This is a genomic window from Pseudomonas sp. PB105, assembly GCF_009764655.1.
In the GTDB taxonomy this organism is placed as follows: domain Bacteria; phylum Pseudomonadota; class Gammaproteobacteria; order Pseudomonadales; family Pseudomonadaceae; genus Aquipseudomonas; species Aquipseudomonas cyclaminis.
Window position 1 is genome coordinate 197,846 of the sequence record NZ_RWIO01000026.1, and the last position, 22,947, is coordinate 220,792.

A 22,947-nucleotide genomic window follows, 5' to 3' on the forward strand; every position below is an offset into this window, starting at 1 on the left:
ATGCACAGTCGCTTGATCATCAAGAAATCGGCCTGTGAGCTGGGTATCAATAATGCGTGCGCCGCCGTTATAGAAGACATCACCGTTTCGGACGACCAGTGTTTCGTCGGCGTGTTGCAAAGTAACCTGAACCACGTGGCATCGCGCCTCAATGAGCTGGACTCGAACATCGTGTATGAAGGGTTTGCCAGGCAGCTCAAAAAGCTCGGCTACGAAAACACCGTCAGCGCCAACGAAAAACTGCTGCGGCGTTTCATCGCCAAGGGCGTGTACCCCATCAACAACATCGTCGACGCCTATAACGCCGTTTCGATCCGCCATGGGGTCAGCATTGGTGTGCACACTTATCATCAGAAGGACGACATCTACGTGATGCGCTCGGAAAAACCGAGGGTGCTACGCCCGCTGTTCGCCAAGAAGGCCATCACGATTCCGGTGGGCGATATCGTCTATACCTGTGGGGATGTGCCGTTGGCGAGCATCGGCAAGGTGGACGCCGATGCTCATGATTTCCGGCTGACGAAGGACTCGTCGAGGTTATTGGTGGTGATCCTGGGGCATGACGACACATCGCTTCAATTCAACCAGGGCGTCATCGAAGAACTGGTGGACACGCTTCGTCAGAAAATGCCGAACCTGAGCCATCACTTTCTTGAAACCGTTCGCGATCATGCCTAGCGCCAGGCCTTCAGCACGGGGTTGACCACGACTTCCTTCACATGCTCGATGTTCAACAGGCTTTCCTTGAAGACCATCAATTCTTCAAAGTTCCTGTAGCGGACATCGAGCATCATGTCGACGTCGCCAAACAGGGAGTAGGCGTGCACCACTTGGCTGAACTGCTGGATCTTCGGAAACACCAGATGGCAATTGCTGCCATTGAGGGTCAGCATCAAAAACGCCGATTGCAGCGTCTCGTCGTCCTCGGCGACGTTGATGGTGAAGCCCAGGATGATGCCCTTCTCAATCAACTTCTGGACACGCGACTCCACCGCCGTTCGCGACTTGTGAACTTGCCGCGCCAATTGCGCCAGGCTGACCCGAGAGTCATCCTTCAAGGCTGCAATGATCAGTTCATCAATCTTGTCCACTCTGCCGCCCCCACACCGTTCTTTTCTATAACAGACTTTCATAGCAGCCGCTCACGCATGCCTTGGGGCCATCACGTCGCAGACTTTACGCCAGGCACGGGTTTTATGCCCAATCGACTGATCCACACCGCCCCCAGAATCACCAACCCGCCCAACGCCAGACGACCCAGCGGCTCGTGCTGGTTCCAGATCAACAGGTTCAGCAACAACCCTACCGGCACGTGCAGGTTGTTCATCACCGCCAGCGTGCCGCCATGCACCAGGCACGCGCCCTTGTTCCACCAGTACATGCCCAGCGCCGTGCTGACCAGCCCGAGGAACACCAGCACACCCCATTGCAGTGGCGCCTGTGGCAGGAAGTCGGCCTTGGCGAACAGCAGGAACGCCGGCAACACCACCAGCAGCGCGCCGAGGTAGAAGTAACCGAAGCGCCGGTAGTGCGGCAGGTCACTCGGATAACGCGCCACCAGATGCTTGTACATCACCTGCCCGGCGGCATAGGTGAAGTTGGCCAGTTGCAGCAGCAAAAAGCCCATCAGGAAGTGCGGGGTGATCTGGTCGAAACGGATCACCGCAGCGCCCGCCACTGCCACCAGGGCGGCAACCAGTGCCCAAGGGTTGAAGCGCCGGTTGAGCGCGTCTTCGATCAAGGTCACATGCAACGGCGTGAGGATGGTGAACAGCAATACCTCCGGCACCGTCAGCACGCGAAAACTCAGGTACAGGCACACGTAGGTCACGCCAAACTGCAATGCGCCGATCACCAGCATGCCCCGCATGAAGGCCGGTTCTACCGAGCGCCAGCGGGTCAGCGGGATAAATACCAGACCGGCCAGCACGACGCGCACCAGCACCGCGAAGTAACTGTCGACATGACCGGCGAGGTATTCGCCGATCAAACTGAAGGAAAATGCCTGAATCAGGGTGACAACCAGTAGATAGCCCATGTACGCCTCGCTTCGAATGGGCGCGACATTAAAGGTTTTCGGGGTTTGAAGAAACTCAGGGCAAAAAAAACCCGACCTCGCTAAAGCGTCAGTCGGGCAGGAGCACTTAGGAGCAACAAGTGCAAAGGGAGGTTCGTACGCGTACTTGAAGGGTTTGCGTGGAGCGATATAAACACCGCGCGATTATCTGACGATTAAAGGATCAAGCGGCTCATGCCACGAGCTGTACCAACTGGGCCTTGGCGTGGTTGACGCCCTTTTCATGGAAGTCACCGCTCAGGTTCACTCCTTCCGCGTGAATGAAAGTGACGTCATGAATCCCGATAAAGGCCATCACCTGGCGCAGGTACGGTTCCTGGTGATCGGAGCTGGCGCCGCTGTGGATGCCGCCGCGTGCGGTCAGGACGATAGCACGCTTGCCGGTCAACAGACCCTGAGGCCCGGTGGGGGTGTACTTGAAGGTCACACCAGCGCGCAACACGTGATCCAGCCAGGCCTTGAGGGTGCTGGGGATGGCGAAGTTGTACATCGGCGCAGCCATCACCAGCACGTCGGCGGCCAGCAATTCGTCGGTCAATTCGTTGGAGCGATCGAGGGATACCTGCTCGCTGTCGTTGCGCTGATCAGCAGGCTTCATCCAGCCGCCCAGGAGGTTGGCGTCCAGGTGCGGAACCGGGTTGAGGGCCACGTCACGCACGGTGATCCGGTCCGCCGGGTGGGCGGCTTGCCATTGACTGATGAACTGCTGGGTCAATAGGCGGGAGATAGAGTCCTGCTGGCGGGCACTGCTTTCGATGATCAGAACGTTGGACATGGCTTCGTAGGCTCCATCTGTAATTGCTGTAAGTCGATGGAGAAAAGATTAACCAGGGCTCATTCGATTAAAAAGCGCAAAAAACTGCTATAACCCATCTAGAAATCTGTTGATAAGCGGAGTATTCCTGTGGACATGCTCCGCTGCCGCTTTATTTAGGCGCGCAGGTCAATGCGATACGCATCTTGATAATGGCGCGGTTGAACTTGACCGTAGTGTTGGTGCTTTTGCCCGCAGGCACGGTGACCGTGCGCCGACGTGGCGACTCCGGGCCGTTGGTGAAGATTACTGAACACACCGCATCAGTGGTGCCGTAGTTATTGAGCTGAATCGAACTGATGTCCTTGTCGACGTCAGTCGCCGTGTAATCAATGCTGACACCGTCAATCTTTTTGGTGACGTCGGTGGGGTAGGCAAACGCGCTCATCGGCAGCAGCGCCAGCAACACACAACAGAATTTTCTCATTCGGCAGTCTCCAATAAGGACTGCCAGCTTAGGACAAGAGGAACCCATCTTGAAAGCGCCCCGCGTTACCCTCGATCAATGGCGCACGCTGCAAGCCGTGGTCGACCATGGCGGCTTCGCCCAGGCGGCCGAAGCCCTGCACCGTTCGCAATCCTCGGTGAGCTACACCGTGGCCCGCATGCAAGACCAGCTGGGCGTGCCGTTGCTGCGCATCGACGGGCGCAAGGCCGTGCTCACCGATGCCGGTGAGGTGCTGTTGCGCCGCTCGCGGCAACTGGTGAAAAACGCCAGCCAGCTGGAAGACCTCGCCCACCATATGGAACAGGGCTGGGAAGCCGAAGTGCGGCTGGTGGTGGACGCTGCCTACCCCAACGCGCGCCTGGTCCGCGCCCTCACCGCCTTTATGCCGCAGAGCCGTGGCTGCCGCGTGCGCCTGCGCGAAGAGGTGTTGTCCGGCGTCGAGGAACTGCTGATGGAAGGCGTGGCCGACCTGGCGATTTGCGGCTTCAGCATCCCCGGTTACCTCGGCACGGAAATGAGCGACGTGGAATTCGTCGCCGTGGCCCACCCCGAACACCCCTTGCACCGCATGAACCGTGAATTGAGCTTCCAGGACCTGGAAAGCCAGATGCAAGTGGTGATCCGCGACTCCGGTCGCCAGCAGCCTCGCGATGTGGGCTGGCTCGGCGCCGAACAGCGCTGGACTGTCGGCAGCCTGGCCACCGCCGCAGCCTTCGTCGGCAGCGGCCTGGGCTTTGCGTGGTTGCCGCGGCACATGATCGTGCGCGAACTCGCCGAAGGCGTGCTCAAGCAGCTACCCTTGGAACAGGGCGGCAGCCGCCACCCCACGTTTTACCTGTACTCGAACAAGGACAAACCCCTGGGGCCGGCAACGCAGATCCTCGTGGAGTTACTGCGCACGTTTGACACGGCGCCCCTGGATGCGCCTTTCGCCGCCCCCCAACAAGCCTGAAACGGAGTTCATCCATGGCCTGGTTCGACCACGAAGGCTGCAGCCTGCACTACGAGGAATACGGCCACGGCACACCGCTGGTACTGATCCATGGCCTGGGCTCCAGCAGCCAGGACTGGGAATTGCAGATTCCGGTACTGGCCAGGCACTACCGCCTGATCGTGGTGGACGTACGCGGGCATGGTCGCTCCGACAAACCCCGCGAGCGCTACAGCATCCAGGGTTTCACCCATGACCTGGTGGCACTGTTCGAACACCTGAGCCTGCCGCCCGCCCATGTGGTGGGCCTGTCCATGGGCGGCATGATCGCCTTCCAACTGGCGGTGGACGAGCCCGACCGGGTCAGGAGCCTCTGTATCGTCAACAGCGCACCCGAAGTCAAGGTGCGCCGCCCCCATGAATACTGGTGGTGGGCCCAGCGTTGGACCCTCGCCCGCGTGCTCAGCCTGGCCACCATCGGCAAGGGCCTGGGCGACCGACTGTTCCCCAAGCCCGAGCAGGCCGACCTGCGCCGCAAGATGGCCGAACGCTGGGCAAAAAACGACAAACGTGCTTATCTCGCCAGCTTCGATGCGATTGTGGGCTGGGGCGTGCAGGAACGACTTTCGCGGATTGCCTGTCCAACCCTGGTCATCAGCGCCGACCACGACTACACCCCCGTGGCGCACAAGGAAAACTATGTAAAACTGCTACCCGATGCGCGACTGGTGGTGATCGAGGATTCCCGCCATGCCACGCCTTTGGATCAACCCGAAGTCTTTAACGCCACCCTGCTCGATTTTCTAAAGACAGTCGAAACCACTACCCAGGATCACTGACCCATGCTGAAAAAAATCGCCTTCTTTGCCGGTTCCGTTCTGTTCGCTGCCAACCTGATGGCGGCTGAACCCGCCAAGGCGCCTCACGTCCTGATCACTACCACCAACGGCGACATCGAGATCGAACTGGACCCGGTCAAGGCGCCGATCAGTACCAAGAACTTCCTGGCCTATGTCGACAAGGGTTTCTACACCAACACGATTTTCCACCGGGTGATCCCGGGCTTTATGGTCCAGGGCGGCGGGTTCACCCAGCAGATGTCGCAAAAGCCGACCGAAGCACCGATCAAGAACGAAGCCAGCAACGGCCTGCATAACGTACGCGGCACGCTGTCGATGGCCCGCACCTCGAACCCGGACTCGGCCACCAGCCAGTTCTTTATCAACGTGGCTGACAATGCCTTCCTCGATCCAGGTCGCGATGCCGGCTACGCCGTGTTCGCCAAAGTGGTCAAGGGCATGGACGTGGTCGACATCATCGTCAACTCCCAGACCACCACCAAGCAGGGCATGCAGAACGTGCCAATCGATCCTGTCCTGATCAAGTCGGCCAAGCGCATCGACTGAGGTCTGCAGGAAACTCCGCACGCGGCCCACAAGGCCGCGGGCGCATTTGAAAGGAGAGCCCGCCCGGCGGGCGTCAACCCTAATGCTCTATCGTCGTTTTGAACAACTGATCGATATTTTCCGCGACGCGCCCAGCGAAGCCCCTCCCGATAAAGTCCTGCCCTTCTACCTCTACTACCTGCGCCAGGTGTGGCCGCATTTTGCCGCGCTGTTGTTGGTGGGCCTGATCGGCGCGTTGATCGAAGTCGCGCTGTTCAGCTACCTGAGCCGCATCATCGACCTGGCCCAGGGCACGCCACCCGCCGACTTCTTCCAGGTGCACAGCACCGAGCTGATCTGGATGGCCGTGGTCGCCCTATTGCTGCGCCCGATCTTCGGCGCCCTGCACGACCTGCTGGTGCACCAGACCATCAGCCCCGGCATGACCAGCCTGATCCGCTGGCAGAACCACAGCTACGTGCTCAAACAGAGCCTGAATTTCTTCCAGAACGACTTCGCCGGGCGCATCGCCCAGCGCATCATGCAGACCGGCAACTCCCTGCGCGACTCCGCCGTGGCGGCGGTGGATGCCATCTGGCACGTGGCGATCTACGCCATCAGCTCGCTGGTGCTGTTCGCCGAAGCCGACTGGCGCCTGATGATCCCGCTGGTGACCTGGATCATCGCCTACAGCCTGGCGCTGCGCTACTTCGTGCCACGGGTGAAGGAGCGCTCGGTGATTTCCTCCGAGGCGCGCTCCAAACTCATGGGCCGCATCGTCGACGGCTATACCAACATCACCACCTTGAAGCTGTTCGCCCATACCCAGTCCGAACAGGAGTACGCCAAGGAAGCGATCATCGAGCAGACCGAAAAAACCCAACTGGCCAGCCGCGTGGTGACCAGCATGGACATCGTGATCACCACCATGAACGGCCTGCTGATTGTCACTACCACGGGCCTGGCCTTGTGGTTGTGGACCCATTCGCTGATTTCCGTGGGCGCGATTGCCCTGGCCACCGGTCTGGTGATCCGCATCGTCAACATGTCCGGCTGGATCATGTGGGTGGTCAACGGGATTTTCGAAAACATCGGCATGGTGCAGGACGGTCTCAAGACCATCGCGCAACCATTGGCGGTGATCGACCGCGCCAACGCCCCACGCCTGACAGTGCCCCGTGGCGAAGTACGCTTTGAACAGGTGGATTTTCACTACGGCAAACAGAGCGGGATCATTGGCGGCCTGAACCTTGAGATCAAGGCCGGTGAAAAGATCGGCCTGATCGGCCCGTCCGGTGCGGGCAAGTCGACCCTCGTCAACCTGCTGCTGCGCCTGTACGACCTGCAGGGCGGGCGGATCCTGATCGACGGCCAGGACATCGCCGAAGTGGCTCAGGAATCCCTGCGCGCACAGATCGGCATGATCACCCAGGACACCTCGCTGTTGCACCGCTCGATCCGTGACAACCTGCTCTACGGCAAGCCCGACGCCACCGACGAAGAACTCTGGGCCGCCATCCACAAGGCCCGCGCCGATGAGTTCATCCCGCTGCTGTCGGACGCCGAAGGCCGTACCGGGCTGGACGCCCACGTGGGCGAACGCGGAGTGAAACTCTCCGGTGGTCAGCGTCAGCGTATCGCCATCGCCCGCGTGCTGCTCAAGGATGCGCCGATCCTGATCATGGACGAGGCGACTTCGGCCCTGGATTCGGAAGTGGAAGCCGCAATCCAGGAAAGCCTGGAAACCCTGATGAAGGGCAAGACGGTGATCGCGATCGCCCACCGGTTATCGACGATTGCGCGGATGGATCGCCTGGTGGTGCTGGAGAAAGGCCAGATTGCCGAAAGCGGCAGCCATGCCGAGTTGCTGGCCCATAAGGGCCTGTATGCGCGGTTGTGGCAGCACCAGACAGGGGGGTTCGTCGGCATCGACTGAGGGCCCCACATTGGTCGCCTGGATTTGTGTAAAAACCCTGCTGTACTCAGTGCAGTGCCCAGACGGGCGCTGAAGTAAATCTGCAGGGAGCATCACTGATTTACGGATTCGGTAGAGCGATCTATCAAGGACGTGCGGCATGTCTTTGTTCAAGCGTTCAGTCACAGAGGGGCTGGGTACGTTTTGGCTGGTGTTGGGCGGTTGCGGGAGTGCGGTGTTGGCCGCCGCGTTTCCTGCTGTCGGGATCGGGTTGTTGGGCGTGTCCCTGGCGTTCGGGCTCACGGTGCTGACCATGGCGTTTGCCATCGGGCATATCAGCGGTTGCCACCTCAACCCGGCGGTGTCGGTGGGGTTGGTGGTCGGTGGGAGGTTTCCCGCCAAGGAGTTGCCGGCGTACATCGTGGCTCAGGTCATCGGTGGCGTCGTCGCGGCCGCCTTGTTGTACTTCATCGCCAGCGGCAAGCCGGGCTTTGAACTGGCCGGCGGGTTGGCCTCCAACGGCTATGGCGAGCATTCGCCAGGGGGTTATTCGATGGTGGCGGGGTTGGTCTGCGAACTGGTGATGACGGCCATGTTCGTGCTGATCATCCTCGGCGCCACCGATCACCGCGCCCCGAAGGGCCTCGCCCCCATCGCCATCGGACTGGCGCTCACCCTGATCCACCTGATCTCCATTCCCGTGACCAACACCTCGGTCAACCCGGCCCGCAGTACCGGCCCGGCGCTGATCGTGGGCGGGTGGGCGATCCAGCAACTGTGGATGTTCTGGCTCGCGCCGATCCTCGGTGCGGTGGTGGGCGGTTTTGTCTATCGATGGGTGGGCCAGGAGGACCCGGCCTGAAACGTCCCGAGTCGTAGCTGCCGAGCGCAAGCGAGGCTGCGTTTACGGTTTGCCTGACACACCGCCACGCAGCCTCGCTTGCGCTCGACAGCTGCTACGACCCGAAACTTGCGGTTGCCCATCAGGCGCTGTTCAGGCTTGTCGATACGGCAGCGCTGCCCTTGCCTCTTCGGCGTACGCCAGGATCCCAACTCGCTCACGTTCCAGGAAATCCTCCACGGCATTCTTCAGCCCCGGATGGCGCAAGTAGTGCCAGGAACGAGTGATCACCGGCTCAAACCCGCGAATCAATTTATGCTCGCCCTGCGCGCCGGCGTCGAAACGTTGCAGGCCTTGGGCGATGGCGTAGTCCATGCCCTGGTAAAAACAGGTTTCGAAATGCAGGCGGTCGAATTCCGCCAGGCAACCCCAGTAGCGACCGTAGAAGCTGTCGCCACCGATCAGGCTAAACGCCATGGCCACCGGCCGCGTGCCTTGCTTGGCCAGCACGACGCGGATCGCCTCGGGCATGCGTTCGGCCAGCAGGCTGAAAAACGCGCGGGTCAAGTAGGGTGATTGGCGGCGTACTGCGTAGGTATTGGCGTAGCAGGCGTAGACGAAATCCCACTGTGCTTCGCTCAGTTCATGGCCTTGCAGCCATTCGAAATCGATGCCCTGCCCCGCCACTTGCTCACGCTCTTTGCGCATCTGCTTGCGCTTGCGTGAACTCAGGGCGTCGAGGAAGTCCTGGAAGTCGCGGTAGCCACGGTTCTGCCAATGAAACTGGCAGCCCAGCCGTTGCATCCAGCCCGGTTGCCGGGCCAAGGCCTCGTCGGCCAAGGTGTCGGTGAAGTTGATATGCGCACTGGAGAGCCCTTCGATTTCCAGGTAGCCCGGCAGGCTGTTGAGCAATTCAAAACCGTCTTCGGCATTGGCCGCCAACAGGCGCGGGCCGCTGACCGGGCTGAACGGTACGGCCGTCAGCAACTTGGGGTAATACTCGATACCCGCCCGCTCGCAGGCATCGGCCCAACCGTGATCGAACACGTACTCGCCGTAGGAATGCCACTTGCGATAACCGGGCAGTGCCGCCACCAGCCGATCACCTTCCCAGTGCAGCAAATGCTCAGGCTGCCAGCCCGAGTGCGGGCCGACGCTGCCACTGTCCTCCAGCGCGCTCAGGAACGCATGGCCCACGAACGGTTGGGCCTGCGGCACCAAGGCGTCCCAGGTCTGCGGGGCTATTTCGGACAAGCTTTGCAGGCGTTGCAACGGCATCGGCATCCTCACTGCATCAGGGCGTAAAAGCCTCGCGAGTATCGCTTATCGCCGCCCCCAGCACACCCTCAAATCGCCAGACAAGGCTCTAAAGCAATAGTTCCGATCCCCACGCATTTGTCATCTAGATGACATCACTTAGCCACTGTTGCGTCATAAACCATCGCGATACTGACGCCTGTTTTTAGAGCGCCTGGTTCTACCAGGTGGCTATTTTTCCGTCCGTCATCGGTCGGTTGTGTCCTGGATGGTTTGCCATCCCTCCTCACTTTCGGAGATTGATATGCGTCTTGCTTCCACTAAAACTGCGGCGGCCCTGTGCGGCGGCCTGTTACTGGCCCTGAGCGTTCCGGCCAGCGCTGCAGTCGACGCTAAATTGCTCGACATGCTCAAGGCCAACGGCCAGATCACCGCTTCGCAGTACACCGAATTGCAAAGCGAGTTGGCCAAAGACCAGAAAGAACAGCAGATCGCCCGGCAAGCTCAACAAGAGACCAACGAACAGATCGCGGCCACCGCGAAGAAAACCAACGAGCTGAGCAGCTTCGACCAGAAGCTGGCGTGGGCCGCCAAGACTCAGTTCAAGGGTGATGTGCGTTTCCGCCACGAGACCGTCAAGATTGATGGCACCCCTAACAATGGCGGCAAGGACAAGGACCGTGAGCGCATCCGTGCGCGTCTGGGCGCCTACACCGAAATCAACCCACAAGTGGACACCGGCATCCGTATTGCGACCGGCAGCAGCGACGACGCCCGCTCCACCAACCAGGACCTGGATGGCTACTTCAACAAGAAGTCGATCTGGCTGGACCTGGGCTACATCGACTACCACCCGGACCAGATCAAAAACCTGCACGTGATCGGCGGCAAGATGCTGCAACCGTGGGTGAGCATGGGCGACGTGATCTGGGATAGCGATATCAACCCGGAAGGCCTGGCCTTGACCTACAAATACCCATTGGGGAGCAGCGCCGAGCTGTTCGGCAGCCTGGGTAACTACAACCTCAAAGACAACGTCAATGGCGACGGCGTGCAATTTCGCAATGACCTGCGCATGACCGCAGGCCAGTTGGGCTCGCGTTTCGCCCTGACCGACAACCTGAAGCTGACCCTGGGCGGCAGTGTGTATGCGTTCCAGAATGACGAAGACAGCCGCTGCCCGACCGCTGGTTCGACCGCTTGCCTGACCCCAGCCGAAACGGTCGCCAACACCACCGCAGGCAATGCCAGCGAGTACCGTCTGTACGAAGGCTTCAGCCAAGTGGATATCGGCGGCCTGGCCGTACCGCTATCGTTCTACGGCCAGTACGTGCAAAACACCAAAGCCACGGATAAAGACCAGGACACCGCCTGGCTGCTGGGTGCCAAGTCCAAGGTATTTGGCCTGAACCTGGACTACAACTACCGCGACGTACAGCGCTACGCAGTGGTCGGTGCCCTCACCGACTCGGACTTCGCCGGCGGCTTCACCGGTGCACGGGGTCACAAGTTCAAGGTCGGTTACGACATCGACAAGAACTTCGCCATCGGCGCGACGTACTTCCTGACCAAGGCGGATTACGCCAGCGTCGCGGGTTACCGCGATGCCAACGCCAATACCCTGCAGTTGGATGCAGAAGCCAAGTTCTGATAGTACGTGTAATACGCCTTGGGCCAGGACGGCCCGAGGTGGCTGCAACAGCCTTGCGTGGCGAGATCGGTCCCCATCATCCGTTCGATCCAGCCACGCGAGCCTGCTTCCACCCCGCCTTTATTGATCCTTGAGCCGCTCGGCAGCCAGCCGCTGCGCCAAGGCATCCACATCCTTCACCGGCTCATCCGGCATGATCTTCAGCGTCGCCTGCATCAGGCGCATCTGACGGATAAACCGGCGGCAGTTCGGGCAGAACATCAAGTGATGACGCACCAGCAGGCGCTCGCGAAAGGTCAATTGCCCATCGAGATAGTCACTGGAACGTGCCACTTGTTCTTTACAGGTCAACATTCGCCCGTTTCCTCAAAATGCTCCACCGTGGCGAAGACTTTAAGCCGTGCTCGATGCAACAGCACACGAACATTGGACAGAGAGAGTGTCAGGAGATTACAAATCTCTTCCAACTCCAGGCCCTGGCGTTCACGCAACACCAGCACGCTGCTTTGCAACTGCGACAAACTCAGCAACGTATGCTCCAGGCATTCGCGCAGCTCATCCTCGGTCAGCAAGGCTTCCGGGGTGTCCTGATGCCAGGCAAACGGGGCGACCGCCCAGTGGCCGTCGTCGGGGGTAAAGCGCTCATCGCCGATGGTGCCGTGGGGCGAAGGCAAATCGTCGAGCAACACCTCGCGACGATTTTGCTTGTAGCGCCCCTTGGCGGCGTTGGCGGTGATGGTCAGTAGCCAGGTCTTGAGGCTGGAGCGCCCTTCAAACCTGGCGACGTTGCGGACCACCGACAGCCAGGCGTCCTGCACCACCTCATCGGCATGGCGCTGGCCGACGATTGCATAGGCCACCGCGCGCATGGCGCTCTGGTAGGTGGTGACCAACTCCTTATAGGCCTGTTGCTCGCCCTTGAGCAGCCGTTCAAGCAGGTGCGTGTCGTCCGCTGCTGCCATTTAGACCTCGATTGTCTTAGCGCTTGCGCAGGATCACGCTGCCGATCGAATAGCCCGCGCCAAACGAACTGAGTACCGCGACGGAGCCCTTGGGCAGATCATCCTGGTACGTGTGAAACGCGATCACCGAGCCTGCGGAGCTGGTATTGGCGTAAGTATCGAGGATCACCGGGGCTTCTTCCACCGTGGCTTCGCGGCCGAGCAGTTTCTTCACGATCAGGTGGTTCATGCTCAGGTTGGCCTGGTGCAGCCAGAAGCGTTTCACATCGGCCACGTTCAACTGGTTTTCTTCCAGGTGCACGCCGATCAGTTCGGCCACCATCGGGCACACGTCGCGAAAGACTTTGCGGCCTTCCTGCACGAACAATTTGTCGGGGGCGCCAATGCCCTCTTCTGCCGCACGGTTGAGGAAGCCGAAGTTATTGCGGATGGTGTTGGAGAACTTGGTCAACAGCTTGGTGCTGACCACGTCGAACTGGTGCTCGGACGTTGCCAGGTCGGCACGCTCCAGGACCACAGCCGTCGCGGCATCACCGAAGATGAAGTGGCTGTCGCGGTCGCGGAAGTTCAGGTGGCCGGTGCAGACCTCCGGGTTGACCATCAGGATCGCCCGCGCCTGGCCCAGTTGGATGCTGTTGGCGGCGTTCTGGATGCCGAAGGTGGCTGAAGAGCACGCCACGTTCATGTCGAAACCAAAGCCTGCGATACCGAGGGCTTCCTGGACTTCGATGGCGATGGCCGGGTAGGCGCGCTGCAGGTTGGAGCAGGCGACGATCACGCCGTCGATGTCGGCGGCGGTCCTCCCGGCGCGCTTCAAGGCTTGTTCAGCGGCGCCGACGGCCATCTGGCAGAGCACCGACCATTCGTCGTTGCTGCGCTCAGGCAGGCGTGGGGCCATGCGCTGCGGGTCGAGAATGCCGTCTTTGTCCATCACGAAGCGGCTCTTGATGCCGGACGCCTTTTCGATAAAGGCCGCGCTGGACTCAGTCAGCGCCTGCACCTCGCCGCGCTCGATGGCAGCGGCGTTGTCAGCGTTGAACTGCTGCACGTAGGTATTGAAAGACTGCACCAGCTCTTCGTTGGAGATGCTGTTGGCAGGGGTGTAAAGGCCAGTGCCGCTGATGACGACGTTATGCACGGTCGTTCCTCTAAATCTGTCAGGCAGAAGATATTGGTACCGTCGTACCAAACTTTAAGTAGTTTTATTCCGTCCAGCGGACATCAAACTGGCATCGCTTTATTCCATCGCGTCGCAGTACTTCACGACAATCCCGGCATTTATGGGCGCGAAGTTTGCCACAAACCCAGGGATTTGGCGCCACTTCCAGACAAACACCGCTTAAATGTGGGACAGGAATCAGGCCTCGACCAGCGTCCACTGCTTACTCAGGCGCTTGTCGGAAATCGGCACCTTGGTGCCCAACTGCTGGGCAAACAACGACACCCGATACTCCTCCAGCCACCAGCGGTAGAGCTCCAGTTGAGGATCGCGCTTGCCTTCCTGGGCGTGTTTGTTCAGGCGGTTCTGGTACTGCGCCCATAGCCCACTCAGCTCGCCGCTCCACACCCGGTCTTTTTGCACCTGGCTCGGCAGTTTTTCAAGACGCAACTCGATGGCCTTGAGGTAACGCGGCAGTTCCTTGAACCACTGCGCCGGGGTTTCCCGTACAAAACCCGGATACACCAGGTTACTCAATTGCTGCTTGATGTCATTCAAGGCCACCGCCTGGGCCAGGTCGATCTTGCCTTTGAAGCGTTTTTGCAAGCCATGCCAGAGCTTCAGTACTTCCAAGGTCAAGCGCGCCTGGCGTTCGGCGTGCTCGGTCCAACTGCCGCGCTTGCGTTCGGCCAAGGCGGCCAAGCCTGCGCCATCACGCGGCAGGCTAGCTTCGCCTTCCAGCACGCAGGTGTCGAGGCTGGCCAGCAGGATGTCTTCCACCAGCGCGTCGATCCGCCCCAATTCGCGGTACATCAGCCCCAACTCGGTGAGACCGGGTAACTTGCCGCGCAGGAATTTCGCCGGTTCCGCCAGTTGCTGCATCAGCAGGCGCTGCAAAGCGCGGCGATGCTGGAACTCAGCCTCGGCGGCGGTAGAGAAACGGCCTTCCTTGACCGTACCGTTTTCTTCCACCAGCGCCGGATACACCGTCATCGACAGCCCGGCGATCTTCTGTTGGGTCTTCTCGGCCACGGCGGCGAACACCTTGGCTTCCACCGGCTGCTGGCTTTTCGCTGTTTGCGGCACGGCCAACGCAGCCTGGCTGGCTTCGGCAAAACGTGCGGTCAGCTCGGCCAGGTCGCGACCTTCACCGAGGAACTTGCCTTGGCCGTCGACCACTTCCAGGTTCATCTTCAGGTGGTTCTCCACCTGTTGCGCCGACTCGGCCCATGCCTCATCGCTGACCCGCGCGCCCGTCATGCGCAACAGTTCGCGCCCCAGCGCCTGGGGCAGCGAGCCCTGGCCAAATTCGATGCGTTGCAGCGCGGCCTTGACGAAGTCCGGCACCGGCACGAAGTTCTTGCGCAGCGCCTTCGGCAGGTTGCGCACCAGGGCGATGCACTTGGCTTCGATCACCCCCGGCACCAGCCATTCCAGGCGCTCCGGCGGCAAGGCCGGTAGCAGCGGCGCGGGTACGCGCAGGGTCACGCCATCACGCGGGTGGTTGGGTTCGAAGTGATAACTCAGGGCCAGTTCCAGGTCGCCCAGGTGCAGGGTGTCCGGGTAATGGGTGGCAGTGACTTCACTGGCCTCGCGGGCGAGCACGTCTTCTTCGCGCATGATCAGCAACTGCGGGTCTTTCTGGCTGTTGACCTTGTACCAACTGTCGAAGGTCGCGGTCTGGTGGATCTCTGCTGGCAGGCGCGCGTCGTAGAAGGCGTACAGGGTTTCTTCGTCGGCCAGGATGTCGCGGCGGCGCGCCTTGGCCTCCAGTTCGTCGAGTTGTTCCAGCAGTTGCTGGTTGGCGGTGAGGCACTTGGCCCGGGACTGGATCTCACCGCGCACCAGGCCCTCGCGGATAAACAGCTCGCGGGACACCACCGGGTCAATCGGCCCGTAATGCACCGGCCGGCGCCCGACCACAATCAGCCCGAACAGGGTGATCTGCTCAAACGCCACCACTTGGCCGCGCTTTTTCTCCCAATGCGGTTCGAAGTGATTTTTCTTGATCAGGTGCCCGGCCAGCGGCTCGATCCAATCAGCGTCGATCTTGGCGACCATGCGCGCATACAGTTTGGTGGTTTCCACCAGCTCGGCCGTCATCAGCCATTGCGGACGCTTCTTGCCGATGCCCGATGACGGGTGAATCCAGAAGCGCCGCTGGCGCGCCCCCAGGTAATCGCCGTCTTCGGTTTTCTGGCCGATCTGGCTGAGCAGCCCGGAGAGCACCGCTTTGTGCAGTTTCGGGAAATCCGCCGGTTCTTTATTGATCGTCAACTGCATGTCGCGACAGATCAGGCTCAACTGGCGATGGGAATCGCGCCACTCGCGCAGGCGCAGGTAGTTGAGGAAGTTCTTGCGGCACCAATTGCGCAGCGGGCTGGCGGTCAGTTCCTGGCGCTGTTCTTCAAAGCCGCGCCACAGATTGACCAGCCCGGCGAAGTCCGAGTCCGGATCTTTCCACTGGGCATGGGCCTGGTCGGCGGCCTGTTGGCGCTCCGGTGGGCGCTCACGCGGATCCTGGATCGACATGGCGCTGGCGACGATGAGCACTTCCTGCAAGCTGCCAAGTTTGGCGGCCTCCAGCAACATGCGGCCCATGCGCGGGTCCACCGGCAGACGCGCCAACTGGCGGCCCAAGGGCGTCAGTTGACTGTTGCGGTCCACTGCCGACAACTCTTGCAGCAGATTGAAGCCGTCGCTGATCGCCTTGCCGTCCGGCGGCTCGATAAACGGGAAGTCGGTGATTTCACCCAGGCGCAGGTGCAGCATCTGCAGGATCACGGCGGCGAGGTTGGTGCGCAGGATTTCCGGATCGGTAAACTCCGGGCGCCCGATAAAGTCCTCTTCGCTGAACAGCCGGATGCATATGCCCGGCTCAACCCGCCCGCACCGGCCTTTACGCTGGTTGGCACTGGCCTGGGAAATAGCCTCGATCGGCAGGCGCTGCACCTTGGCGCGGTAGCTGTAGCGGCTGATGCGCGCGGTGCCGCTGTCGATCACATAACGAATGCCCGGCACGGTCAGCGAGGTTTCCGCGACGTTGGTCGCCAGCACCACGCGCCGGCCCGGATGGGACTGGAAAATCCGTTGTTGCTCGGCCGGCGACAGGCGCGCGTACAGCGGCAGGATTTCGGTGTGCTTGAGCTGGGCCTTGCGCAGCATCTCGGCGGCGTCGCGAATCTCGCGCTCACCCGGCAAAAACACCAGTACATCGCCGGGGCTGCGCCGTTCGCTGCGCTCGTAGGCGGCGATTTCATCAAGGGTGGCGAGGATCGCCTGGTCGACGGTCAGGTCGTCCTCGACGCGATTGCCCTCTTCGTCCTGCTCCAGGGTCAGCGGGCGGTACCAGGTGTCCACCGGGAACGTGCGGCCCGAGACCTCGACAATCGGCGCATCGTCGAAGTGCTTGGAAAAGCGCTCCAGGTCGATGGTCGCCGAGGTAATGATGACTTTGAGGTCGGGGCGACGTGGCAGCAGGGTTTTCAGGTAACCGAGCAGGAAGTCGATGTTCAGGCTGCGTTCGTGGGCTTCGTCGACGATGATCGTGTCGTAGCGTTCCAGGTAACGGTCGTTCTGGGTTTCCGCCAGCAGGATGCCGTCGGTCATCAGCTTGATCAGGGTGTTGGAATCGCTCTGGTCTTCAAACCGCACCTGATAGCCGACCAACGCGCCCAAAGGCGTGGCCAGTTCTTCGGCAACCCGACTGGCCACGCTGCGCGCCGCGATCCGGCGCGGTTGAGTGTGGCCGATCAAACCGTACTGGCCGCGGCCGATTTCCAGGCAGATCTTCGGCAACTGGGTGGTTTTACCCGAGCCGGTTTCGCCGGCAATGATCAGGACCTGATGCTTGTTCAGCGCGTCTTTGATCTCGTCGCGCTTGGCGGCAATCGGCAGGCTGTCGTCGTAGCGAATCACCGGCAGGCTGGCGCGCCGCGCCGTGACCTGGGCGCAGGACGCCTGCATGCGCGTGACCCACTGCGCCAGTTTTTCCTCGTCGGGCTTTTTGCGCAGCTCAAGCAACTGCCGCCGCAAGCGGTGGCGGTCGGCGAGCATGGCGTGATCGAGGTTCTTGAGCAGTTGGTCGATAGCGGGCGCTTGGTCAGTCATCAGGGCGGCAAGGGTCTTTTGGGTGAGGCAGGTGAGGCCTGCGCAGCATGAGTCGATGGAATGGAAGCGATTGTCGCAGATTTCGACACGACTGGAGACGTTGCATCATCGGGTAGCGGCGCTGGCAACCGAATCACAACGACTGCTCCTACAAAAAACAGGCCTCCTTTCCGACTCTTTAAAAGCTGAAGTCCGATGTATTGGGTTAGGTATGTGCAGTTCAAATACACCGTCCAGATTCATCTGGACAGTCAGAATATTCCACCTTGAACTCGGAGCGTTATATGCCCATCGATTCCTCCACTTCCACACCAAGACTTCCGAGCTACACAGATGCCATGAGGGCGCAACCACGCTCAAGCGAATCGCTGCCGCCGCCGCAATACGAATTCCCTCCACCCTATACGCAAAAGTCCTCGTCGACTTCGAACGACCGGACGTCATCGGCGCCTGCAACTAATTTGACGGCCGCTCGGATCTCGAACTACCACACGACGAGCCAGACCAATCGGGGAATGAACTTTATGAGCGGTCTTTGATACTGCCGCTGAACGGGCCAACTCATTTTAGCAGCGCCTATTTTTTAGCGCGCTCCAACATTACCAATCGGAGTTTTTATGCCTATAGATCGTATGTCTTCTTCTCGCGTGGGTGGTTATGGTCATTCCTTTGCGGAAAAGCACCAACGCACTCCAGAACAAGCACCACAGGGTGCATCGGCTTCTTCTAGCTCATGGAAAACAATCGAGACGCTTAAGAAGCTTCCCACAGACTTCCCTACGTCTAGCATCAAGCAAAGCTCCCTGGATAGGCCTATAGGCTTGTTACAAAGAAAACTAGAACTGGAAAGCAAGGGCGGCTCGACCAAAAATATCGATCAATCCTATAAAGATTCCATGAAGGACTTGTACAAGGAAACTTCGAACGCGCAGAGCAAGGCCCCCAACGAGACAGACAGGAACCGAGCGAGCAATTGGAGTGACATTGTATTAAAAAGCATAGTAGATGGTAAGCGGTAAACCAACGTCGACCAGTACTTGCGTCAACGTGTAAATGACTGCCCTTTAAACTACTGATACACGATGAGTTAGCGTTTCAAGAAACTCCGCCCCACCTGCGCCGGCAAGACAATACATCGATGATCTTACCGGCGCGGATCACGTCCTACAGGCCTTTCAACATAAGCGGCCTGGCATCCCGTCTTCGCATTTAAGGGCTATCGCGTACGCTTAAAAACAGGCGGATACCCCCGCCCTTAATTTAGGTGTTCGGTAAGCTCACCGCCAGCTGACACAGCGATGAACTTTCTTACGTCGGAAGACGGCAGAGTCCTCAATTCACTCAGAGCAATCCTTACGGCTGTTCCGGGAGAAATCGCTTTAATGGGGCGTTGATCCTCGCCCCCCTGTGATTCCCAGCACCAAGGATGAGTACTTACGCCTGCGGATGAGGCCTTTCAAAATAGGATTATCCCGATGCTTCTTGGAAAAAATTTGTATGCTTCCCAACCCTTGCAGCAGTCACACAGGCCGATAGGCGCCCAAGCCCTTGGCAACACCGACGCCCCACTGAACCCTCACCGGGTGCGTGATCTGACAGTTGTGGGCGTGGGCAGCAGCGTCGCCTACCTGATCAATGAATTAAACCAGCGGGTTTCCTCAGACGGCCGCACTAATCCCTTGCTGGGAAAAGTCAGCATCATCGGCCAGGAAGATCCCTGGTCGGCCAATGTTCGCGGTCTCGGCTACATCAACCATCAACATGAAATTATCGACCAATGGGGCTCAACGGTACCTGCTTACAATGCGGGTTATGCCGACCGGGGCGAATTTTCAGCAAGTAACCAGATGCAACTGGAACGCGTGAAAGCGTTAGGCGCGGAACATGTGCCGGAGCAGATAACCGGTATAAGCCGCTTGAAAAATGGCCTCTACCGGATCAGCTTAGGCAACGGCCAGGCCATAGAAAGCCGCCAAGTGGTATTGGGCATGGGAGCGGGTCCGCATACAAGCCTGTTGAACACCGACTGCACGCAGACCCAGGCAGAAAAACGCTTGGGTAATATTCGTCTGCATAAGCAGGAGGCCTTGCAGGGCAAAGTCATGGACTTGGATGAGTTCATGCGGGCCACCGACCGCACCCCCGAAAAATTCGCAGGCAAACATGTGGTGGTGCACGGCCCCAACGCGGGCATTGATGCCGTGGAGCGTGCGAAAGAGCTGGGAGCAAAGGTCAATTGGCTGATCCGCAGTACCAAGCCGGTCCTACTGGATGGCCATCAACTGAAATTTGCGCCGCAAGTGGCCCAGAACAATCTGGTCTGCGTGGACGCGCTCGATATCCGTCCGAACCCGAGCCCTGATGGCGCGCCTTTACAATTGAGCTATAGCAAGCCCGGCAGCGACCCGCAGGCCCCTCATAGCGTTCTGGATGCCGACTACTACGTCTATGCCCTTGGCCAGGACATCGACAAGCCGGGAAGCAGCGGCGCCATACTCGGCGATCTGCGGCATCAGCTCGAACCCGTCTACGACTACGATCAAGTCTATGGCGACCAGCCTTTCAAGACTGTCCTGGGCCTGCAAACCCGGGGCAGCAACAGCAGCAGCGGCCTGTTGATTGTCGGTGCCGCCGTGGCGCAGTTGGCCGCCAATGTTCAGCACAGCTACCAGGATCATGCGGCTGATCGTATTTTACAGCAGCTGGAAAAACTACCAGGAGAGGCCGGTGAAGAGCTATCACGCCTGATCATGCAAGGCGCAGAGAGTCCTGCCATCACGGCGCAGTTACAGGCCTGGCCGGCCCAGACCGCGCACGCGCCAGCCCTGCAGGTTTTAAGCAACCACGTGTCGGACTATCTGGCGGCCCGCGAGTATTTCCAGCAACAGAGCACGAAAAAAGGTGTTCGCGGCGTCGTTGGCGAAGTAGAGAACCAGGTCTCGAACCAAGTGCCTTCCGTGGTCGTTTCCCCTCAGTTGGGCACGGTGAAAGGCTCTGCAGCCGCCCTATCAGGCCTGATTCCCGCTTACGTAGCCAACGGCGAAAACAATTACACCACCGACGACCGCACCATGCTGCGCGCAGGTATCGCAGACCGGTACCCCAACATCGACAATGCCCGAGCGGGCCGCTTCATTGATGAGGTCATCAATCTGCGCCATCTTGGCAGCGATGCATTCATCGCCAAGGCAAAGTCGGAAGGCACGACGCCGGTGCATACGCCAGTCGTCGGCATGCCTGCATCCGTCAGGAAAGGTTATGAAGCGTACCTGCAAGCCCTGGACGACGGCGCCGAAAACACCCCGCTCAGCCGCCAGTGGGCGCTCAAATAAGCCGGTTTTCTGGGGCAGCGGTTGTATGTTGCCCCGCTAAGCATCCAGCCCCTTAAGCTGATTTGCGCCGATACGGAAACACATCAATCACCTTCCCCTCCCGAATCGCCTCTTGCAGTCCCTTCCAATAGTCGGCGTTGTACAACTCACCATGCAGCTCATCAAACAACTTGCGCTGGCCGGCATCGGCAAACAGGAACGGCGGGAACTCCTCCGGGAACACGTCCAGCGGGCCGATGGAGTACCAGGGCTCGGAGGCCATCTCATCTTCGGGCGTACGCGGCGCCGGGATATGCCGGAAGTTGGCTTCAGTGAGGTAGCAGATTTCGTCGTAGTCGTAAAACACCACGCGACCATGACGGGTAACACCGAAGTTCTTCAGCAGCATGTCGCCGGGAAAGATATTCGCCGCCGCCAGTTGTTTGATCGCCAGTCCATAGTCTTCCAGGGCTTCGCGCACCTGGGCCGGGTTGGCGTTTTCCAGGTAGAGATTGAGCGGGGTCATGCGCCGTTCGGTCCAGCAGTGGCGAATGAGCACCGTGTCGCCTTCCACTTCGACCGTGCCGGCGGCCACTTCCAGTAACTCGGCCAGGCACTCGGGCTCGAACTTGCTCAAGGGGAAGCGGAAGTCGGCGAACTCCTGGGTATCGGCCATGCGCCCGACGCGGTCGACGCTTTTAACCAGGCGGTATTTCTCGATCACCGTGGCGCGGTTGACGTTTTTCGACGGCGAGAAGCGGTCCTTGATGATCTTGAACACGGTGTTGAAGCCCGGCAGGGTAAACACACTCATGACCATGCCGCGCACGCCGGGGGCCATGATGAACTGGTCGTCGGTGGTGGCCAGGTGATTGATCAGCGCACGGTAGAACTCCGACTTACCGTGCTTGTAGAAACCGATGGAGGTGTACAACTCGGCGATGTGCTTGCCCGGCAGGATGCGCTTGAGAAAACCGATGAATTCCGCCGGCACTGGCACGTCGACCATGAAGTAGGAACGGGTAAACGAAAAGATGATCGACACCTCGGCTTCGTCGGTGATCAGCGCATCGATCTGGATGCCTTGCCCTTCGCGGTGCAGCAACGGGATCACCAGGGGCCATTGTTCGTCGCGGGTATAAAGGCGCCCTACCAGATAGGCGCCTTTGTTGCGGTAGAGCACCGAGGAAAACAGCTCGACCTTGAGGTCCGGGTCCTTGCAGACCCAGTCGGGCAGGCTTTCCCGCAGTTGCGCTTCGAGGCGCTGCAGGTCGGCGTTCAGGTCGGCATAGGGTTCGCTGAAACGGTAGTCGGCAAACATCTGCGCGAGCATCTCACCGATGTTGCCGGCGGGCAGGTAGGTGCGGGTCTGCGCGGCCCGCGCCTTGCGCAGGCTTGGCCGGGTGGTGTGGATAAACATGCAGCCGTCGCTGATCAGGTCGTGGCTGAACAGGCCGCAAAAGATCGAGTTGTACCAGGTCTCGGACAGCTCATCGTCGAAACGCGGGTCGATCAGGCTGATGTAGGCGCTTTTCACCAAAGGCCACAGGTCGATATCCAATAAGTCCACGTCATCGAAGCGGGCGTGCAGGCCTGCGATCACCTCAAACACCTTCTCTTCATAGAGGTTGATCCGCGCCGCCGAGGCGGCCTGGCCTTGCTGCCATTGGGCCTTCTCGAACCGCTCGCGGGCGCCATCGGTGATCTGGCGAAAGTGCTCACGGTAATCGTCGAAGCCGTCGAGGATCTTGCGGGCAATCGCGAGGGCGGGCGTGGGTTGCGACATGCGGGAAACCTCGAACGGGCATCGGGAAGCCCTGAGCTTAGCCAGTGTACGTAAGCAGGAGAAGGGTGATTTTTTGCGCAGCGTTGTACCCCCTCGCTGACTTTGTACATTTGTTTTCAATTTATTTAATTCGACCATACGGTCAATAAAAACACCGTGTTGTCGCCTTGCGTTCGCCCAATAGCCGCTAACGGCGGGGCTTGGCACCCCGGCAGCAAAAATAGCAGACCCGATTCCATTACTGATTCCGCCCCGAGGATTGGATCCAACTAAGGGAAACCCCGATTACCACGGTAGTGG

Annotated in this window: 18 protein-coding genes and 1 pseudogene; 9 read left to right on the plus strand and 10 right to left on the minus strand. The window is 59.9% G+C overall.

The genetic code is table 11. The features are described 5' to 3' along the window. Positions 1-678 carry a phenylalanine--tRNA ligase beta subunit-related protein gene (locus EJD88_RS04330; protein WP_158876938.1) on the plus strand — a complete coding sequence of 226 codons (678 nt, stop codon included), beginning with the start codon at positions 1-3 and terminating at the stop codon, positions 676-678. On the opposite strand, the gene EJD88_RS04335 is transcribed toward EJD88_RS04330, so the two are convergent. The 4 genes from EJD88_RS04335 to EJD88_RS04350 all read right to left on the minus strand — a co-directional run bounded on the left by EJD88_RS04335 (position 675) and on the right by EJD88_RS04350 (position 3,318). Beyond that, positions 675-1,091 (minus strand): Lrp/AsnC family transcriptional regulator, encoded by a 417-nt coding sequence (locus EJD88_RS04335; RefSeq protein ID WP_099584039.1) that lies wholly within the window; start codon positions 1,089-1,091, stop codon positions 675-677. The two genes, EJD88_RS04330 and EJD88_RS04335, sit on opposite strands and share 4 nt — an antisense overlap. Positions 1,092-1,162: 71 nt before the next feature. Continuing rightward, positions 1,163-2,038: a carboxylate/amino acid/amine transporter gene (locus EJD88_RS04340; RefSeq protein ID WP_099584038.1), complete on the minus strand. Its 876-nt coding sequence runs from the start codon at positions 2,036-2,038 to the stop codon at positions 1,163-1,165. A gap of 211 nt (positions 2,039-2,249) precedes the next feature. Then, positions 2,250-2,852 (minus strand): FMN-dependent NADH-azoreductase, encoded by a 603-nt coding sequence (locus EJD88_RS04345; RefSeq protein WP_099584037.1) that lies wholly within the window; start codon positions 2,850-2,852, stop codon positions 2,250-2,252. 151 nt (positions 2,853-3,003) lie between these two features. Beyond that, positions 3,004-3,318, minus strand: a complete 315-nt coding sequence (locus EJD88_RS04350) for a 3-phosphoglycerate kinase (RefSeq protein WP_099584036.1) — start codon at positions 3,316-3,318, stop codon at positions 3,004-3,006. Positions 3,319-3,367: 49 nt separating this feature from the next. Here EJD88_RS04350 and EJD88_RS04355 point away from each other — a divergent pair, with 49 nt between their 5' ends. From EJD88_RS04355 to aqpZ, 5 genes are all read left to right on the plus strand, one after another. Then, positions 3,368-4,291 (plus strand): LysR family transcriptional regulator, encoded by a 924-nt coding sequence (locus EJD88_RS04355; RefSeq protein ID WP_099584035.1) that lies wholly within the window; start codon positions 3,368-3,370, stop codon positions 4,289-4,291. A gap of 14 nt (positions 4,292-4,305) precedes the next feature. Next, complete coding sequence (locus EJD88_RS04360; protein WP_158876940.1) at positions 4,306-5,109, plus strand: alpha/beta fold hydrolase; 804 nt, start codon at positions 4,306-4,308, stop codon at positions 5,107-5,109. A 3-nt stretch (positions 5,110-5,112) separates the two neighbouring features. Further along, the gene (locus EJD88_RS04365) at positions 5,113-5,676 is read left to right on the plus strand and encodes a peptidylprolyl isomerase (protein WP_112196417.1); all 564 of its coding nucleotides are present in this window, start codon (positions 5,113-5,115) and stop codon (positions 5,674-5,676) included. Between the two features lie 82 nt (positions 5,677-5,758). Continuing rightward, entirely contained in the window at positions 5,759-7,591 is a 1,833-nt protein-coding gene (locus EJD88_RS04370) for an ABC transporter ATP-binding protein (RefSeq protein WP_158876942.1), read from the plus strand. A gap of 139 nt (positions 7,592-7,730) precedes the next feature. Beyond that, positions 7,731-8,432: an aquaporin Z gene (gene aqpZ, locus EJD88_RS04375; protein ID WP_158876944.1), complete on the plus strand. Its 702-nt coding sequence runs from the start codon at positions 7,731-7,733 to the stop codon at positions 8,430-8,432. Positions 8,433-8,564: 132 nt separating this feature from the next. Here the strand turns inward: aqpZ and EJD88_RS04380 are convergent, their stop codons facing one another. Next, on the minus strand, positions 8,565-9,689 hold the full coding sequence (locus EJD88_RS04380) for a GNAT family N-acetyltransferase (RefSeq protein WP_158876946.1): 1,125 nt from the start codon (positions 9,687-9,689) through the stop codon (positions 8,565-8,567). A gap of 283 nt (positions 9,690-9,972) precedes the next feature. Here EJD88_RS04380 and EJD88_RS04385 point away from each other — a divergent pair. Then, positions 9,973-10,848, plus strand: a pseudogene (locus tag EJD88_RS04385) (putative porin); the annotation flags it as partial. Between the two features lie 591 nt (positions 10,849-11,439). Here EJD88_RS04385 and EJD88_RS04390 read toward each other — a convergent pair. The 4 genes from EJD88_RS04390 to hrpA form a co-directional block, all read right to left on the minus strand. Next, positions 11,440-11,673 carry an anti-sigma factor gene (locus EJD88_RS04390; RefSeq protein ID WP_032887702.1) on the minus strand — a complete coding sequence of 78 codons (234 nt, stop codon included), beginning with the start codon at positions 11,671-11,673 and terminating at the stop codon, positions 11,440-11,442. Then, the gene (locus EJD88_RS04395) at positions 11,667-12,281 is read right to left on the minus strand and encodes an RNA polymerase sigma factor (RefSeq protein ID WP_112196420.1); all 615 of its coding nucleotides are present in this window, start codon (positions 12,279-12,281) and stop codon (positions 11,667-11,669) included. The genes EJD88_RS04390 and EJD88_RS04395 overlap by 7 nt, the downstream gene beginning before the upstream one ends. A gap of 16 nt (positions 12,282-12,297) precedes the next feature. Continuing rightward, positions 12,298-13,419 (minus strand): beta-ketoacyl-ACP synthase III, encoded by a 1,122-nt coding sequence (locus tag EJD88_RS04400; RefSeq protein ID WP_099584028.1) that lies wholly within the window; start codon positions 13,417-13,419, stop codon positions 12,298-12,300. A 219-nt stretch (positions 13,420-13,638) separates the two neighbouring features. Further along, positions 13,639-17,550, minus strand: coding sequence for an ATP-dependent RNA helicase HrpA (hrpA, locus tag EJD88_RS04405; protein ID WP_158876948.1), 3,912 nt, complete (start codon positions 17,548-17,550; stop codon positions 13,639-13,641). Between the two features lie 617 nt (positions 17,551-18,167). Here hrpA and EJD88_RS04410 point away from each other — a divergent pair. Together EJD88_RS04410 and EJD88_RS04415 are read left to right on the plus strand one after the other, a co-directional pair. Beyond that, positions 18,168-18,569 carry a hypothetical protein gene (locus EJD88_RS04410; RefSeq protein ID WP_143522407.1) on the plus strand — a complete coding sequence of 134 codons (402 nt, stop codon included), beginning with the start codon at positions 18,168-18,170 and terminating at the stop codon, positions 18,567-18,569. Between the two features lie 456 nt (positions 18,570-19,025). Beyond that, positions 19,026-20,882 (plus strand): restriction endonuclease, encoded by a 1,857-nt coding sequence (locus EJD88_RS04415; RefSeq protein ID WP_158876950.1) that lies wholly within the window; start codon positions 19,026-19,028, stop codon positions 20,880-20,882. 52 nt (positions 20,883-20,934) lie between these two features. On the opposite strand, the gene aceK is transcribed toward EJD88_RS04415, so the two are convergent. Further along, entirely contained in the window at positions 20,935-22,647 is a 1,713-nt protein-coding gene (gene aceK, locus EJD88_RS04420; RefSeq protein ID WP_099584025.1) for a bifunctional isocitrate dehydrogenase kinase/phosphatase, read from the minus strand. Positions 22,648-22,947: the final 300 nt, after the last annotated feature.

Coding starts and splice junctions, on each gene's coding strand:
- EJD88_RS04390 (WP_032887702.1), bottom strand. CDS start 11,673: ATGTTGACCTGTAAAGAACAAGTGGCACGTTCCAGTGACTATCTCGAT.
- EJD88_RS04350 (WP_099584036.1), bottom strand. CDS start 3,318: ATGAGAAAATTCTGTTGTGTGTTGCTGGCGCTGCTGCCGATGAGCGCG.
- EJD88_RS04365 (WP_112196417.1), top strand. CDS start 5,113: ATGCTGAAAAAAATCGCCTTCTTTGCCGGTTCCGTTCTGTTCGCTGCC.
- EJD88_RS04345 (WP_099584037.1), bottom strand. CDS start 2,852: ATGTCCAACGTTCTGATCATCGAAAGCAGTGCCCGCCAGCAGGACTCT.
- aqpZ (WP_158876944.1), top strand. CDS start 7,731: ATGTCTTTGTTCAAGCGTTCAGTCACAGAGGGGCTGGGTACGTTTTGG.
- EJD88_RS04380 (WP_158876946.1), bottom strand. CDS start 9,689: ATGCCGTTGCAACGCCTGCAAAGCTTGTCCGAAATAGCCCCGCAGACC.
- EJD88_RS04395 (WP_112196420.1), bottom strand. CDS start 12,281: ATGGCAGCAGCGGACGACACGCACCTGCTTGAACGGCTGCTCAAGGGC.
- EJD88_RS04360 (WP_158876940.1), top strand. CDS start 4,306: ATGGCCTGGTTCGACCACGAAGGCTGCAGCCTGCACTACGAGGAATAC.
- EJD88_RS04410 (WP_143522407.1), top strand. CDS start 18,168: ATGCCTATAGATCGTATGTCTTCTTCTCGCGTGGGTGGTTATGGTCAT.
- EJD88_RS04370 (WP_158876942.1), top strand. CDS start 5,759: ATGCTCTATCGTCGTTTTGAACAACTGATCGATATTTTCCGCGACGCG.
- EJD88_RS04415 (WP_158876950.1), top strand. CDS start 19,026: ATGCTTCTTGGAAAAAATTTGTATGCTTCCCAACCCTTGCAGCAGTCA.
- EJD88_RS04340 (WP_099584038.1), bottom strand. CDS start 2,038: ATGGGCTATCTACTGGTTGTCACCCTGATTCAGGCATTTTCCTTCAGT.
- hrpA (WP_158876948.1), bottom strand. CDS start 17,550: ATGACTGACCAAGCGCCCGCTATCGACCAACTGCTCAAGAACCTCGAT.
- aceK (WP_099584025.1), bottom strand. CDS start 22,647: ATGTCGCAACCCACGCCCGCCCTCGCGATTGCCCGCAAGATCCTCGAC.
- EJD88_RS04330 (WP_158876938.1), top strand. CDS start 1: ATGCACAGTCGCTTGATCATCAAGAAATCGGCCTGTGAGCTGGGTATC.